Origin of the sequence: Pseudomonas sp. WS 5011 (assembly GCF_012985775.1) — a bacterium.
Classification (GTDB): domain Bacteria; phylum Pseudomonadota; class Gammaproteobacteria; order Pseudomonadales; family Pseudomonadaceae; genus Aquipseudomonas; species Aquipseudomonas peli.
In genome coordinates this window covers 18,804-34,129 of sequence record NZ_JAAQXA010000004.1, presented here as the reverse complement: position 1 = coordinate 34,129, position 15,326 = coordinate 18,804, and the positions used below count along the sequence as shown (strand labels likewise).

The 15,326-nt window shown below is 59.9% G+C and carries 15 protein-coding genes; 7 read left to right on the top strand and 8 right to left on the bottom strand.

What is annotated here, in order from left to right; all coding sequences use genetic code 11:
• Positions 1-149: 149 nt before the first annotated feature.
• Both rdgC and sugE read left to right on the top strand, forming a co-directional pair.
• Entirely contained in the window at positions 150-1,070 is a 921-nt protein-coding gene (gene rdgC, locus HBN63_RS05685) for a recombination-associated protein RdgC (protein WP_160087462.1), read from the top strand.
• A 153-nt stretch (positions 1,071-1,223) separates the two neighbouring features.
• Complete coding sequence (gene sugE / locus HBN63_RS05680; RefSeq protein WP_090387039.1) at positions 1,224-1,538, top strand: quaternary ammonium compound efflux SMR transporter SugE; 315 nt, start codon at positions 1,224-1,226, stop codon at positions 1,536-1,538.
• A gap of 58 nt (positions 1,539-1,596) precedes the next feature.
• Here sugE and HBN63_RS05675 read toward each other — a convergent pair whose 3' ends face one another.
• The 3 genes from HBN63_RS05675 to HBN63_RS05665 form a co-directional block, all read right to left on the bottom strand.
• On the bottom strand, positions 1,597-3,471 hold the full coding sequence (locus HBN63_RS05675; RefSeq protein WP_170048720.1) for an MFS transporter: 1,875 nt from the start codon (positions 3,469-3,471) through the stop codon (positions 1,597-1,599).
• A 123-nt stretch (positions 3,472-3,594) separates the two neighbouring features.
• Positions 3,595-3,924, bottom strand: a complete 330-nt coding sequence (locus HBN63_RS05670) for an AzlD domain-containing protein (protein ID WP_160087466.1) — start codon at positions 3,922-3,924, stop codon at positions 3,595-3,597.
• Complete coding sequence (locus HBN63_RS05665; RefSeq protein WP_170048719.1) at positions 3,924-4,637, bottom strand: AzlC family ABC transporter permease; 714 nt, start codon at positions 4,635-4,637, stop codon at positions 3,924-3,926. Before HBN63_RS05665 ends, HBN63_RS05670 begins: the two co-directional genes overlap by 1 nt.
• A 148-nt stretch (positions 4,638-4,785) precedes the next feature.
• Between HBN63_RS05665 and HBN63_RS05660 the strand changes: the two genes are divergently transcribed.
• Both HBN63_RS05660 and HBN63_RS05655 read left to right on the top strand, forming a co-directional pair.
• Positions 4,786-6,045, top strand: a complete 1,260-nt coding sequence (locus HBN63_RS05660) for an MgtC/SapB family protein (RefSeq protein ID WP_170048718.1) — start codon at positions 4,786-4,788, stop codon at positions 6,043-6,045.
• A 314-nt stretch (positions 6,046-6,359) separates the two neighbouring features.
• On the top strand, positions 6,360-7,301 hold the full coding sequence (locus HBN63_RS05655; RefSeq protein WP_170048717.1) for an alpha/beta fold hydrolase: 942 nt from the start codon (positions 6,360-6,362) through the stop codon (positions 7,299-7,301).
• Positions 7,302-7,384: 83 nt separating this feature from the next.
• Here HBN63_RS05655 and rmuC read toward each other — a convergent pair whose 3' ends face one another.
• The 4 genes from rmuC to HBN63_RS05635 form a co-directional block, all read right to left on the bottom strand.
• Positions 7,385-8,746, bottom strand: a complete 1,362-nt coding sequence (rmuC, locus tag HBN63_RS05650; RefSeq protein ID WP_170048890.1) for a DNA recombination protein RmuC — start codon at positions 8,744-8,746, stop codon at positions 7,385-7,387.
• 241 nt (positions 8,747-8,987) lie between these two features.
• Entirely contained in the window at positions 8,988-9,392 is a 405-nt protein-coding gene (locus HBN63_RS05645; protein ID WP_170048716.1) for an SEL1-like repeat protein, read from the bottom strand.
• Positions 9,393-9,773: 381 nt separating this feature from the next.
• Complete coding sequence (locus tag HBN63_RS05640) at positions 9,774-10,526, bottom strand: RES family NAD+ phosphorylase (RefSeq protein WP_170048715.1); 753 nt, start codon at positions 10,524-10,526, stop codon at positions 9,774-9,776.
• A gap of 56 nt (positions 10,527-10,582) precedes the next feature.
• On the bottom strand, positions 10,583-10,951 hold the full coding sequence (locus HBN63_RS05635) for an antitoxin Xre/MbcA/ParS toxin-binding domain-containing protein (RefSeq protein WP_170048714.1): 369 nt from the start codon (positions 10,949-10,951) through the stop codon (positions 10,583-10,585).
• Positions 10,952-11,099: 148 nt separating this feature from the next.
• Between HBN63_RS05635 and HBN63_RS05630 the strand changes: the two genes are divergently transcribed.
• The 3 genes from HBN63_RS05630 to HBN63_RS05620 are packed head-to-tail and all read left to right on the top strand — an operon-like array spanning position 11,100 to position 14,251.
• Positions 11,100-13,688 (top strand): YdbH domain-containing protein, encoded by a 2,589-nt coding sequence (locus tag HBN63_RS05630; RefSeq protein ID WP_170048713.1) that lies wholly within the window; start codon positions 11,100-11,102, stop codon positions 13,686-13,688.
• 15 nt (positions 13,689-13,703) lie between these two features.
• A complete protein-coding gene (locus tag HBN63_RS05625; protein WP_090252927.1) occupies positions 13,704-13,895 on the top strand; it encodes a YnbE family lipoprotein in 192 nt (63 codons plus the stop codon).
• An 11-nt stretch (positions 13,896-13,906) separates the two neighbouring features.
• Positions 13,907-14,251, top strand: a complete 345-nt coding sequence (locus tag HBN63_RS05620; protein WP_170048712.1) for a YdbL family protein — start codon at positions 13,907-13,909, stop codon at positions 14,249-14,251.
• Positions 14,252-14,332: 81 nt separating this feature from the next.
• On the opposite strand, the gene HBN63_RS05615 is transcribed toward HBN63_RS05620, so the two are convergent.
• Positions 14,333-15,325 (bottom strand): sulfate ABC transporter ATP-binding protein, encoded by a 993-nt coding sequence (locus tag HBN63_RS05615; protein WP_170048711.1) that lies wholly within the window; start codon positions 15,323-15,325, stop codon positions 14,333-14,335.
• Position 15,326: the final 1 nt, after the last annotated feature.

Here is a 15,326-nt window from a genome sequence, read left to right as displayed (position 1 = left end):
CGGGGGAATAATGCGCCCCGAATGCAACGCACAGGTTGCCCAACGGGTCATAGCGCTGCGGCCAACCTGAAACAGCACCCGTATAGGGTACTGACGACTTGTGATACCTGCCGCTGCCGGTAGGTCTGTTAATGGAGATACACCCTCTTATGTGGTTTCGTAACCTGCTGGTCTATCGCCTCACCCAGGACATCCCGTTTGATGCCGAGGCGCTCGAAACGGCGCTGTTAGCTAAACCGGCCCGCTCCTGCGCCAGTCAGGAACTCAGCACCTACGGTTTTATCGCGCCCTTTGGTAAAGGCGGCGATGCGCCGCTGGTGCACGTCAGCGGTGATTTCCTGCTGATCGCCGCACGCAAGGAAGAACGCATCCTGCCGGGCAGCGTGGTGCGCGATGCGCTGAAGGACAAAGTCGACGAGATCGAAGCCGAGCAGATGCGCAAGGTCTACAAGAAGGAGCGCGACCAGCTCAAGGACGAGATCGTGCAGACCTTCCTGCCGCGCGCCTTTATCCGTAAATCCGCCACCTTCGCCGCTATCGCCCCCAAGCAGGGCCTGATCCTGGTTGACTCGGCCAGCGCCAAGCGCGCCGAAGACCTGCTGTCGACCTTGCGCGAAGCCATCGGCTCGCTGCCAGTACGTCCACTGACCGTGAAGATCGCGCCAAGCGCCACCCTCACCGATTGGGTCAAGGTTCAGCAGGCCGCTCCAGACTTCCACGTGCTGGATGAGTGCGAACTGCGCGACACCCATGAAGATGGCGGCGTGGTGCGCTGCAAGCGCCAGGACCTGACCAGCGACGAAATTCAGCTGCACATGAGCTCGGGCAAGCAGGTCACTCAACTGTCACTGGCTTGGCAGGATAAGCTGTCCTTTGTGCTCGACGACAAGCTGGTGGTCAAGCGCCTGCGCTTTGAAGACCTGCTGCAGGATCAGGCAGAACAGGACGGCGGTGACGACGACCTCGGCCAGCAGGACGCCAGCTTCACCCTGATGATGCTGACCCTGGTGGACTTCCTCCCGGCGCTGTTCGAAGCACTGGGCGGCGAAGAGATTCCGCAGGGGATCTAAACCACTGCGCGGCCGCAGAGAAAAAGACCACTGGTCCTCTGCGGCTTGCCCTACCCCTGCCAATGTACAAAATACTGCACAGCGTGAGGACGACCTCACCACTCTGCGAGTGATCACCACGGGACGGCCCCTCTATCTGTTTTGGAGGTTTGTATGTCCTGGTTCATTCTGCTGTTGGCCGGCCTGTTCGAAGTAGGCTGGGCTGTTGGCCTGAAATACACCGACGGCTTTACCCGCCCTCTCCCCACTCTCCTGACTGTTGCGGCGATCATCGTCAGCCTTGCACTGCTGGGCCTGGCCATGAAGGAATTGCCGCTGGGCACCGCCTATGCCATCTGGACCGGTGTCGGTGCCGTGGGTACAGTGATTGCCGGCATCATGCTGTTTGGCGAGGCCGTGACGCTGCTGCGTATAGCCAGCGTGGCGCTGATTGTTTGCGGCCTGATCGGGCTAAAACTCAGCCACTAAGCCGCTTAAGCAGCACAAAAAAGCCCGCCAAATTCGCGGGTTTTTTCATCTCTGGGGTTTAACGCCGCTCACCGCGCAACTCAGCCACCTGAGCCTGCAGCAACTCGCGCTTGACCAGCTCGGGCGCAACCGGCATACCGGCCACCAGGGTGATGCGCGACCACAGGCGCTTGAACAAGCCCTTATGCGGATCACGACTGAAAAAGCTACCCCACAAGCCCTGCAACGCCATGGGAATCACCGGCACCGGGTTGGCTTCGACGATGCGCTCGATGCCATTTTTGAACTCATTCAACTCGCCATCGGTGGTCAACTTGCCCTCAGGGAAGATGCATACCACTTCACCATTGCGCAGGTATTCGGCGATTTTCTTGAACGCAGCGTCATAGATCAGCAGGTCTTCGTTGCGCCCAGCAATAGGCACAGTGCCGGCGGTGCGGAAGATAAAGTTGAGCACCGGCAGGTTGTAGATTTTGTAGTACATGACAAAGCGCACCGGCCGGCGCACCGCGCCACCGATCAGCAGCGCATCGACAAACGACACGTGGTTGCACACCAGCACTGCCGCGCCCTCATCAGGAATCGCCTCCAGCCCCTTGTGCTCAACCCGGTACATCGAATGACTGAGCAGCCAGATCATAAAACGCATGGTGAATTCGGGGACGATCTTGAAGATGTAGCTGTTGACCGCGATGTTCATCAGCGAAATGGTCAGGAACAGCTGCGGAATCGACAGCTCGGCGATGCTGAGAAACAGGATCGAGACAATCGCCGAGATCACCATAAACAGCGCATTGAGGATGTTGTTGGCGGCAATCACCCGCGCCCGCTCATGCTCCACCGTGCGCGACTGGATCAGCGCATACAGCGGCACGATATAGAAGCCGCCGAACAGGCCGATGCCGAGGATCGAGCCGAGAATCCACCAGGCCTGGCCAATACTCAGCACCGCCAGCCAGTCATGCGCCACTGCGGCTTCGGGGAAGCCGCCGGAAAACCACCAGAGCAGAATACCGAACAGGGTCAGGCCGATGGAGCCGAACGGTACCAGGCCAATTTCCACCTTGTGCCCGCTCATGCGCTCGCAGAGCATCGAGCCCAGCGCGATACCGACCGAGAACACGGTAAGAATCAACGTGACCACGCTTTCATCGCCGTACAGCCACTCTTTGGCATAGGCCGGAATCTGCGTTAGGTACACCGCGCCGAGAAACCAGAACCACGAGTTACCGACCATCGAACGCGACACGGCCGGGCGCTGACCCAGACCAAGCTTCATCGTCGCCCAGGACTGGCGCAGGATGTTCCAGTCCAGTTTGAGCTGCGGCATGGCCGCCGAGGCAGCAGGAATACCGCGACTGGCCAGATAGCCGAGTATCGCCACCAGCACCACAGCCACTGCAACGATATGTGCATAAGCACTGCTGGCCATGATGATGCCGGCGCCAATGGTGCCGGCGAGGATGGCCAGGAAAGTACCCATCTCCACTAAGGCGTTGCCACCCACCAGCTCCTGCTCTTCAAGGTGCTGCGGCAGGATCGAATACTTAACCGGGCCGAACAGCGCCGACTGCGTGCCCATGGCAAACAGCACGGCAAGCATCAGCGGCAGGTTGCCGATGACCACACCAACAGCACCCAACAACATGATGATAATTTCGGCGAACTTGATCTTGCGGATTAGCGAGTCCTTGGCGAATTTCTCACCAAACTGCCCACCCAGAGCCGAGAACAGAAAGAACGGCAGAATAAACAGCAAGGCACAGAGATTGACCAACAGATCCTTGTCAGCGCTTGAGCTGATTTTGAACAAAATGGCGAGAATCAGTGACTGCTTGAAGATATTGTCGTTGAAGGCCCCCAGCAACTGGGTCAGGAAAAACGGCAAAAAGCGCTTTTTACCCAGCAATGCAAATTGAGAGTGTTCGGTCATCGTCCGTGTACCTGTCTAGAGTGGCCAGTGTTAGGCATTTGACTGCAAGAGCCCCCGACAAAGCCACAGCGAAACATGCCTTTTGCTGCATTTTCTACAAATCCAGGCGGCAAATAACCCTGCTTACAGGGGTAACTGACCCAACAACCAACGCACCATAAAAAACACCAGCAGACCACCGCCGATGGTAGCCAGCAGATGCCGGGTCAACGCAGCGATGGCAATAGTCGCCAGCCCGGCCAACAGGTAGGCATTATCCAGGCTGAACGCCCACTGCTGGCCATCGGGGATCAGCATGCCCGGCAGGACAATGGCACTCAGCACGGCAGTTGGCACGTAATGCAGCCCCTGCCGCACCAGCGGCGGGAAACGAAGATCGGGAAAGGCAAACAGGCTGTAGCGAATTGCAAAGGTGATCAGCGCCATGCCGAGAATCAGCAGCCAGGTATCCATCACGCGTCCTCCCCGGCAGTCACCGACTGTTTGCGACGCTCAAGCCATACACCGACCGCAATGCCACTGAGCGCAGCGGCCATCAGCCCCAGCTTGTAAGGCCAGGCGTGGCACAACAGCGCCACTGCGCCGGCTACAAGAGCGGCAGCAATCTGCGGTTGATTGCGCAGCGCTGGCACCACAATGCCGATAAAGGTCGCCAACATTGCAAAGTCCAAACCCCAGCCCGCCAGGTTCGGCACACTTTGACCAAACAACGCCCCCACCAGCGAGCTGGACACCCAGGACAGGTACAACGCCAGCGCCACGCCGGCGTGATACCACTGGCCGTGCTCGGTCATGCCGCGCGCCAGATAACGGCGCTGCACCACGGCGAAGGTTTCATCAGTCAGGCCAAACGCCAGCGGCACCCGCCAACGCTGCGACAGCTTGCCGACATAAGGCTGCAATGCGGCGCTATAGAGCACATGGCGTAGATTGACCACCAGCGTGGTGAGCAAGATCACCACCGCGCCGCTGCCCAGGGTAAGCAAGCTAATGGCAATAAACTGCGCAGAGCCGGCATACACCAGCAGGGACATTCCGACCGCCTGCCCCAGGCTAAGCCCCGCCAGGCTGGCCAGCGCGCCATAGATCAGACCAAACGGCAGAATGCCGACAATCATCGGAATGCTGTCGCGACACCCATAGAGAAACTGCTGCAAACGGCTCATGCGCCCTCCTTTGCTGCATAGCCTGGCGCATCCAGATCGCGACGTCTTGAACAATCTTGCGCAGCAATAACGCCGCTGGCTGACCTGCCGCAATACAGCACAACGCCTACTGGCTAGACTGCCAGCATTGCCCGCCCAGGATCTGCTCATGCCGGAAGCCCTCGACACCTTGCTGAACTTTGCCAGCGCCCTGGCCGCCGGCCTGCTGATTGGTGCCGAGCGTGGCTGGCAGGGGCGTAATACCGAGGACACCCAGCTGGTCGCGGGGATTCGTACCTTCGCCCTGAGCAGCCTGCTCGGCGCCTTTGCCATGCTGCTAGGCGAACACTTCGGCATGGTGGCCTGGGCGGTGATCTTTACCGGTTTCGCCCTGCTGGTAGTGGCTTCCTACTTTGGCGAACTGCAACGCCTGGGCGACTTGGGCCTGACCAGCGAAGTAGCGCTGCTGATCACTTTTCTGCTCGGCAGCCTGGCCATGGCCGGTTATGCCGGATTAGCGGCGGCCGGCGCAGTGGCGGTGGCACTGCTGCTGAGCCTCAAGCAATCCCTGCACGGCGCCCTGCAACGGCTCAGCGAGGCGGAGGTTTCCGGCGCGCTGAAGCTACTGTTTATTTCCCTGGTGTTGCTGCCAGCGCTGCCCAATCAGGGCTACGGCCCCTGGCAAGCCTTCAACCCCTACGCCATCTGGTGGATGGTGGTGCTGATTGCCAGTATCGGCTTTGCCGCCTATGTGGCGATTCGCCTGGTAGGTACGCGTCATGGCCTGCTGATCACCGCGATGCTCGGCGGCGTGGTGTCGTCCACGGCGATGACCGTGACCCTGGCGCGTCTGGCCCCGGGACGTAATCTGCAGGCGATTCTGGCCTGCGGCCTGCTTGCCACCTCGGCGCTGATGTTTCCACGGGTTTTGCTGGAGGTCGGTCTGGTCAACGCCAGCCTGCTGCCACAGCTGGTCTGGCCGCTGGGCATTGCCACTCTGGTTTACGCGTGCGGCGCGCTGCTGTACTACCGCCGTGCCGGAACGGAGAGCGAAGAACAGGCTGAGCCGCCGCTGAAAAACCCCTTCGAGCTGGGCCCGGCGCTGCGTTTTGCCGCGTTGCTGGCGCTGATTCTATTGATGGTCGAAGGCGCGCAGCACTGGCTTGGCGATGTCGGCGTCTACCTGGTGGCACTACTCTCGGGGCTAGCCGATGTGGATGCCATCACCCTGTCACTGGCGCGCAGCGCCAAGGGCGAATTGCATGCTCAGGTAGCGGTGCAGGGAATCTTTCTCGCTGCGCTAAGCAACAGCCTGGTCAAAGGCTTTCTGGTCGCATTGATCGGTGGCCGCAAGCTGGCGCTGATGACCCTGCCGGTGATGGCTGTCGGTCTGCTGGCCGGCGCGGCGGCATTACTGCTGCTTGCATAGCAGCCCCCTGCAGTACGGCAATAATCCCCCTAACCAAGGGCTGGATTTGCTTTGCCAAGCCGCTCATCTGCCCGCGCAAAACCCGCGCATAGCCCTATTGCAGAGGGGTTCCAGCTTCTTCAGTAACACCGTAACAGGCCCTGCTATTAGCCCAAAAGTTGGCTAGTCAGATTCCTCCCGAGCGTCCAACACTAGCCGAGACATCGAATGAAGTAACGGTCAGCCATGACAATCCGGAGACGCCGCATGCCCATTGCCCTCGCCTTTATCACCCAGCGCCACTCACTAACGCTCGCTCTGCATCGGACGGTCGTATGAACGCGCCAGCAGTGCTGCCATATAAAGAGCTGCAGGCCGAACAGCTTTGGATTCAGGGCGATGGTGTGCAGCTGGCGGCCTACCGCTGGGGCAACCCGAACGGCCCGACTCTGCTGCTGGTGCACGGCTACCCGGACAACCACGAAATCTGGCTACCCCTAGTGCGCGAGCTGGCCGGCAACTACCAGATCATCGCCTACGACGTGCGCGGCTTTGGCGCATCGGATATTCCACGCAAGCGCCTGGGCTATCACCTAGAGAAACTGGCGAATGATCTGGAGGCGGTGATCAAGGCCCTCAGCCCCGATCAGCCGGTGCATCTGGTGGCCCATGACTGGGGCTCGATTCAGGCCTGGGAGGCGGTCACCGAGCCACGCATTCAACCATTACTGGCCTCCTACACCAGCATCTCCGGGCCTTGCCTGGACCATGTTGGCCACTGGATGCGCGACAAGCTCAAACAGAAGACGCCGCGCTCGCTGCTGCAGGTGCTCGGCCAGTTGCTCAGCTCTTGGTATATCGCGATGTTCCACACCCCACTGCTGCCCGAGCTGACCTGGCGCCTGGGCCTGGACCGCGCTTGGCCAAGGCTGTTGCTCACAGTCGAAGGGCTGCGCAATGTGCCAATCAGCAGCAGTCAACGCTCGGACGGTGTGCACGGGGTCAAACTGTACCGCGCCAACTTTATCCGCAGCCTGTTCACGCCGCGTCAGCGCCACACTCAGGTACCGGTGCAGCTGATTGTGCCGACCCGCGACCGCTTTGTGCGGCCGCAACTGTTTGATCAGTTGCAGCACTGGGCACCCAGGCTGCAGCGACGCGAGGTCAATGCCAGCCACTGGCAACTGTTGGTGGAGCCGCAGCAATTGGCCGTATGGCTGCGCGAGTTCACCGCACACCATCCAGTGACTGCGAAGCAAGAGCCGCTAAACGCGTAAACCTCAAATATGACGGGAATCCTTAGTCCCATTTATCAGTTCGGCACTGCGGGCAGGTTCGGCGCTTGCAGGGGCACAGGGCGCTACTCGCTGGCTTCATCCAGCATCATCACTCCGGCCGCCTGTTCGAGCAGATCAACAGGCAGGCTCTTGCTGGCGCGGGCGCCGAGCAGCTTGAGGTTTTCCACCCGACTGATGATATTGCCGCGCCCCTCACAGAGCTTGTTGCGAGCGCCGGCATAGGCTTTATCCAGTTGCTGCAGGCGCGCGCCCATTTCATCAAGATCCTGAATAAAGGCGACGAACTTGTCATACAGCGCGCCGGCGCGCTCGGCAATTTCGCGGGCGTTCTGGCTTTGCCGCTCCTGCCGCCACAAGCTGTCGATCACCCGCAAGGTAGCCAGCAGCGTGGTCGGGCTAACGATCACGATGTGCTGATCGAAGGCTTCCTGAAACAGACCCGGATCAGCCTGCAATGCTGCGGCGAAGGCGGCTTCGATCGGCACGAAGAGCAGGACGAAATCCAGGCTGTGCAGGCCTTCCAGACGCTGGTAATCCTTGAGCGATAAGCCTTTCAAATGGCTGCGCAGCGACAGCACATGCTGCTTTAGCGACAGCTGTCGGCTGGCGTCGTCCTCTGCGGCAATATATTGCTGGTACGCAGTGAGGCTGACCTTGGCGTCCACCACCACTTGCTTGTCGCCTGGCAGCTGAATCAGCACATCCGGCTGAAAGCGCTCACCATCGGCACTCTTCAGGCTGACCTGGGTCTGGTACTCGCGGCCTTTCTCCAGGCCAGCGTGCTCCAGCACGCGCTCCAGCACCAGTTCGCCCCAATTGCCCTGGGTTTTCTGACCCTTGAGGGCGCGGGTCAGGTTGGTCGCCTCATCGCCCAAACGCTGGTTGAGCTGTTGCAAACGCTCCAGCTCTTTACCCAAGGAAAAGCGCTCGCGGGCTTCCTGCTGATAGCTTTCTTCCACACGCTTTTCGAAAGACTGGATGCGCTCCTTGAGCGGATCGAGCAACTGGCCGAGCTGCTGCTGACTGGTTTCGGCAAAACGCTGCTCGCGCTCATCGAAGATCTTCCCGGCCAACTCAGCAAATTGCGCGCGCAGCTCATCGCGCGAGCCTTGCAGGTCGCTCAGGCGCTGTTCATGGCTGTCCTGCTGTTCTTTAAGTTCGGCGCTAAGGGCCGCACGCTGGGCATCCAGGCGGCGGATTTCAGCTTCTTGCTGTTCGCGCTGACTGGCCCAAGCCTGAGCGGCTTCGCGGGCGACCTGCCGCTCCTGTTGCAGCAAGTCGGCTTCACGACGCAGCGCCGCCAGTTCGGCCTGCTGATCGGCCTTGATCTCGCTGATCTCGGCGACTTCCTCGCGGCAATCTTCCAGCTGCGCCGTCAGGCCGGTCTGAGCCAGCTGCGCATTATTCAGACGCTCTTGTAGCAGGCTGAATTCCAGCTGCTGACTGGCCAGGCGGCGTTGCAGCGACCAAGCCATATATAGAAGAGGAACTGCTGCTGCGGCAAAACCGAGCAGCGCAGGTGCCAGTGCGGTGGAGAGATCGATGGGCATAAGCAGCTCCGCAGAAAAGTACTGGCAGTATAACCAGTATTCTTACCGAGCGGCTGCTGCCAACGGAGCCTGCTTTAATCCAGCAGAGCCGACATTTAGAAGAGGTTCACTGGCTCTAGAGCTGCTTGAGCAGTTGCTGCGCCTCTGGCGAACCCTGTCCCGCTGCTAGCTCCAGCCAATGACGGGCCTGTTGCGGTTCATTGTTGCGCGGCTGGCTATACAGCTGGCCGAGTTCCAGCTGGGCGCCCATATCGCCGGCGCGGGCGGCCTGGCGCAGCAGCTCAAAACCCATGCGCCGATCACGCGGGTTGCCGCAATCACGGCAAAGCATTTGTCCCAGTCGACTCTGCGCCTGCACCACACCCTGCAAAGCAGGCTGCTTAAGCAGATGACCAGCAAAGCGTTTGACGCTAGGGGCGTGACCGAGGCGAGGATTGTCCAGTAGCCAGAGCGCCACACGGGTGGGCAGGCGAGGAACCGAGGTTGAAGCAATAGGTAGTCGAGTGATTGCGCGAGGCATAAAAAGCAGCGGTAGCCGGAAAGGCGCGCAACTCTACTCCTTTTTTCAGCCAGGTAAAGTCTTGCAAAAAAGCGCTGACTGGCGGTCTAGAGCAAGCGCTCGGGTTAATCCACAGAAGCTGTGGATAACTTCGTGGATAACATGGGAGCAAGCGTCCTCAGCGCCTATGGCGTGGGGCCCAAGGTCAAACTGGTGATTTTTTCACCAGCGTAAAAAATCCATATATTTCATTGACTTATAAAATCAATAAAAAAAATCAAGGGTTTACGTCAAGCACTGCATCTTGCTTGACAAGGCGCATCGCAATTGTGCACAAGTTGCTGCGTCACGCCGTCGCACTGCTCTTTTTCAGGGCAAAACGCCCTGAAAAAGCCGCCCTGTCTAGGCCGGACGTGGCAGGCGTCCCTCCACTTGATAGGCGTCGAGACGAAAGACTCTGGGAGTATCCGGAACCTGGGCATTCTTGAATGCCACATAGTCGCCGGTGGTTTCGCATAACCAGCTCAACAAATTACGCGGGCGCTTCTCCACCAACGCAGCGGGCACAAACAGCGCCACGTTATTGCCTTGCAGCGGACAGCGCGCCGACCGGTATTCAAACGCCTCAACACCTGATCCGCGCATCGCCGCGCCTAGTGCCTGGCAAGGTTGATAAACACTGGCGTGACTCAGCTCAGCCTGGAAGTCCGTAAACGGCGGATGCTGCAACTGAATACCGCGCTCAACCTGATAGCGCGCCTCGAAGGTGCAATGCTCGGAAAGGATGCGCCCGCTGGGCGGCGCGATGCTCATACCATCCCAGAGCAGAAAGCGGTAATACGCCGCCTCGGCCATGGCGGTGTCGATACGCAGCGCGCCATAGAACAGGCTCGGCTCATGCACAGAACCAAAGCGCGAGCCCCAGCGCAGCGGCGGATAACGGAACAGGGTTTTCAGCAGGTAATGCAGCGGCTCGGCGCTCTGCGGCAGCGGCGGCTTGCTGGTTTCCAGCAGCTCTTCGAGCAGCGCCTGTTCGGCAAGGGTATCGACCAGTTGCAGCGTGGCGACCTGGGCCTGGCTCTCAACCAAGCGCACCAGGCGCCCGCGTAAGGGTTTGATCTGCTGCGGGCCTTGGCAGCGTTGCCAGATATCCATGGTGGCGTTGTCCTTAACTTTTATTATTGTTGGGTGCTGCGCTTACTGGTTACGACTCAACCCTTGCCACGAATCGCGTCGAGGTATTCGACGACCCGCACCAGCCCCTGTACCTGCATCATCAGAGATAAGGGCGGAGCATCCAGATGGCGGTTATCGGTGCGCAGAAAATGCTGCATATCCGCCAGGTTGCCGCCGAACAGGGCAAACAGTGAGCGGTATACACGCACCAGCAACAAGGCCAGCTCACCGGTCTTACTGTGCACGCGCAGGCCACCCTCAGCCCAGCGCGAGATGGCCGTACGGTGTACGCCAATAATGTCCGCCAGTTCCTGCTGGGTCAGCCCCAACTGTTCACGGGTATTGAGTAGCGCTTTGGCCAGCACCGCATCAGCGTCGGCAACCAGTCGAATCAATGCGCTCATCACGGCCTCCTACTTTCACAATGTCTGTTTACAGCAAAACTACCACTAAATGCTGCAATTACACAGAAGAGAATAACCTGTGATTGGCAGCCTGCCAGACATGGGTTAACGTCCTGCCACGCAACTCCCCCACTATGGATCAGTGCTTATGCCCAGCCGGCGCACCTGGCTGCGACTTATCAGTTGCCTGGTTCTACTGCTCGTACTGCTTGGTTCTTACGGCTATCTAAGTCTGAGCCGTCTGCTCGAACGCGAGCAGATCGATAACTTCGAGTGGCAGGGCCTGGGAATATCCACCCAGGGCATCCAGCTTGACCAGCTCAGCCTGCAGCACCCCAGCGGCGCAGTGCAGCTGCAACAGGTGCAATTGCACTGGCGCGGCTTTAGCCTGGCGCTGCCCTTCTGGCAGCAGGTGCATATCACCAGCCTGCAACTAAATCTGCCCTCTCAAGCCGAGCCTGCATCTGAAGACAGCACGGATTTTCAGGTGCCGCTTGAACAGCTCACAGCCGTTATCAGCCTCTTGCCGCAACGCGTTCAGATTGATGCGCTGCAGATCGAGCTGCCCTGCGCCGACACGCGCTGCCAGCTGCTCGGCGATCTGCTGCTACGCAAAGACGCCGCGCAGCTTGATGCACAGCTCAACCTGCAACATCAGCAGGACCAACTGAGTTGGCATGCGCAACTACAGGGTGACGCCACAACTGCAGCGCTGCAGCTAAGCCTTACGATCAATCAGCAACGGCAATTGCAGCTCAGCAGTAGCCTGCAACAGAGCGCCGCCGGGCAACTCTGGCAAGGCGATTTCACCGGTGATTTGCAGCAAAGCGCGGTGCTGCAAAGCTGGCTCAGCCAATGGCTGCCCAACGCCGCAGGCACACTGCCTGAGGCTCCGGCGGCAGCGCAGCTGAAGGCAAGCTGGCAACTGCAGCTTGCCCCTGGCCCACTTAACCTGGCGCAACTGCAGCAGGCCAGCGGCCAGTTGCAAGCCAGCGCCAACCTGCCAGAGCCCTGGCCCATTCCCGCTATCGGTCAATTGCAGGGCAGCTTCGATGTGTCCGCCCAGGCGTTGGATGGCCAGTGGCTGGCCGATAGCCTGAGCGCCGACCTCAACCTCCAGCAGATTGCCAATGACCTTATCAGTGGCGTACCGGCAGAGCTGTACCCCGAAGCGCTGCAGCTGACGATCCAGGCCACGCAAACGCCCGACAACCTTGCTCCACAACTGGTTGAGCGCGCCCTGCCCCTGCAACTGCTGCTAAAGGGCCAAGGGCGCAGCCAATTCGAGCTGCAGGGTACGCTGGCCCTGGCCAATGGCTTGCCCTGGGGTTTGCAATTGCTGGACGGCCGCCTAAGCGCATCCACCCCAGCATTTCGGCTGGAGGGCTGGGAAATCGGCGCGCTGCAGACGCAGTTGCAACTCGACGCTTTTCTGGATGCACAGCAGCTGGATCTCGCCCTGGGCAAAGGCTCACAGCTCAACCTGCAGCATCTGCGCAGTGCGGATTTGAAGGCGCAACAACTCAAAGCCAGCAGCAGTGAGCTGCAACTGCAGGCAAAACTGGCGGCAGGCGCACTGCTCGACTGGCAACTAAAAGGCCCGCTCGACCTCAGTGCGCAGCTGCAACATAGCCAATTGCAACCCCAGCGCTGGTACTGGCAAGGCCCTGTGAATGCCAGCCAACAGCAAGCGGAGGTGAACGGCACACTGCGCAACGATGCCGGGCTGCAACTCAAGCTGCAGGCGCAACACAGCAGCGCCAAGGGCCTAACCCTGCAAGCACAACTGGCGGAACTGTTTCTGCGCAGCGGCAACCCCATAAAAGGCAGCTTCACGGCATGGCCAGCCCTGCTGGAGCTGAATAACGGTCGCCTGAATGCCAATGCCAGCCTGACCCTCGCCAGCGATCAACAGCTGCCCACGGTCAAACTCGAACTTACCGGCAAGGGCCTGGGCGGGATTTATGACCGCACCGCGCTGGAGGGCCTGGACAGCCACATCAATGTGCGAATCGACCCCAAACAGCTGCAGCTTGAGTTGAGCGAGCTGCGCCTGGCCCAGGCCAACCCCGGCATACCGCTGGGGCCGCTGCAGCTCAGCGGCCGCTACAACGCAGCCCTGCAAACACCGACCCAAGGCCAGCTACAGCTGCGCCAGGCCGAAGCAGCGCTGATGGGCGGTAAGCTGCAACTGGCACCCGGACAATGGAGCCTGGCCGCCGAACCGCTGCTGTTCCCTGTGCAGGTGCAGGGCCTGGAACTTGAGCAGCTGTTTATCCTCTATCCCACAGAGGGCCTGGCCGGCACAGGCACCCTGGATGGCGAATTGCCGCTGCAGATCAGCAGCCAGGGCGTGACCATCGAACAAGGCCAACTCAGCGCACGCGCACCGGGCGGCAAACTGCAGTTCCACTCCGAGCGCATCCGCGCCCTCGGCCGCAGCAACCCGGCGATGCAGCTGGTGACCCAATCGCTGGAGGATTTTCGCTTTACGACCCTGAGCAGCCAGGTCAACTACGATCAGCAAGGCAAGTTGGCTCTGGCCATGCGCCTGGAGGGACAGAACCCGGCCATCGAACAGGGCCGACCGATCCACTTCAATATCAACCTGGAAGAAGACATTCCGACCCTGCTGGCCAGCCTGCAACTGACCGATAAGGTCAGCGACATCATCAAGCAGCGTGTGCAACAGCGTATGCTGGAACGCAATGCCAAAACGGCCCCGACAGAGCCATGACCAAGGAGAAGCGCCATGCGCTTGCGTAGTTGTTTCGCCGTCCTGCTACTAGGGCTGCTCAGTACGGCCTGCACCCCGACCGTACAGCTGGCGATGCCCAATGAGCCGATCAACATCAACCTCAATGTGAAGATCGAGCACGAAATCTATATCAAGGTGGATAAAGCCCTGGACAGCATGTTCAGCGAATCCAGCGGATTGTTCTAAGGAGCCCGAACATGAATATCTATAAGCGCCTTGCCAGCCTGTTACTGCTGCTCAGCCTGAGCCTGCCGGCCGTAGCCCTGAACCTTAACGAAGCCATGTCCGCACTGAGCGACGCCAAAGCCAGCGGCCAGTTGGGCGAAATGCCCAATGGCTATCTCGGCGTAGTGAGTAACGGCGGCCAGGCCGCCGAAATCGCCCAGTTGATCAACCAAGCGCGGCGCGCTGAATACCAGAAGCTGGCAGCGCAGAACGGCATCCAGCTCAGTGATGTGGAAGCGATTGCCGGGCAGAAAGCTATCGACAAGACCCCGGCTGGGCAATACATCCAGCTTGAAGGTAAGTGGCAGCGCAAATAACACGACCTGCTGCGCGCCGCAGCCTAGGTGTTAAAAACAACAAGGAGCGCAATGCGCTCCTTGTTGTTTTACAGCCTGAACTCAGCGCTGCTGAATCACCGGTTGTCCCGCCTTGGGTTTGAAGTACAGCGTTTCACCGCGAGTGAGGTTGGCCAGGCTAAGGTGATCCTTAGCCACTTCAGCTTCGATCGGCTCGCTCTGCCCGGCAACTTTAAGGGTTACGCGGGTGATTGCGCCGAGCGGGCGGATGTCGCGTACTTCACCGGCCTGGTGGCCTGCTTCGGCTTGGCGCGAGAGGTGAATCTCGTGCGGGCGGAACAGCACGTGGGTGTCGTTGCCGACGTACAAGCGGTTGGCATCACCGAGGAAGTGATAGACGAAATCGCTGGCCGGCTTCTCATACACCTCGCCCGGCGAGCCGATCTGCTCGACCACACCCTTGTTCATCACCACGATGCGGTCGGCCACTTCCATGGCTTCTTCCTGGTCATGGGTGACGAATACCGAGGTCAGGTGCACTTCTTCGTGCAGGCGCGCCAGCCAGCGGCGCAGCTCTTTACGCACCTTGGCATCCAGTGCGCCGAAAGGCTCATCAAGCAGCAGCACTTTCGGCTCTACCGCCAGGGCACGGGCCAGGGCGATACGCTGACGCTGGCCACCGGAAAGCTGCTCGGGGTAGCGATCCGCCAACCAGTCAAGCTGCACCAGATCAAGCAGATCGTGAACCTTCTTCTTGATCGCATTCTCGTTCGGCCGCTCGCCCTTGGGCTTCATGCGCAGGCCAAAGGCAACGTTGTCGAACACGGTCATATGGCGAAACAGCGCGTAGTGCTGGAACACGAAACCGACGTTACGGTCGCGCACGTCGTGGTTGGAGACATCTTCGCCGTGGAACTCGATGCTGCCGCTGTCCGGCGTTTCCAGGCCGGCGATGATGCGCAGCAACGTGGTCTTGCCGCAGCCGGACGGGCCAAGCAAAGCGACTAGTTCGCCACTCTGGATATTCAGATTGATATCGTTCAGCGCTTTGAACGCATTGAAATTCTTGCTGACGTTAGAGATTGCAATCGACATG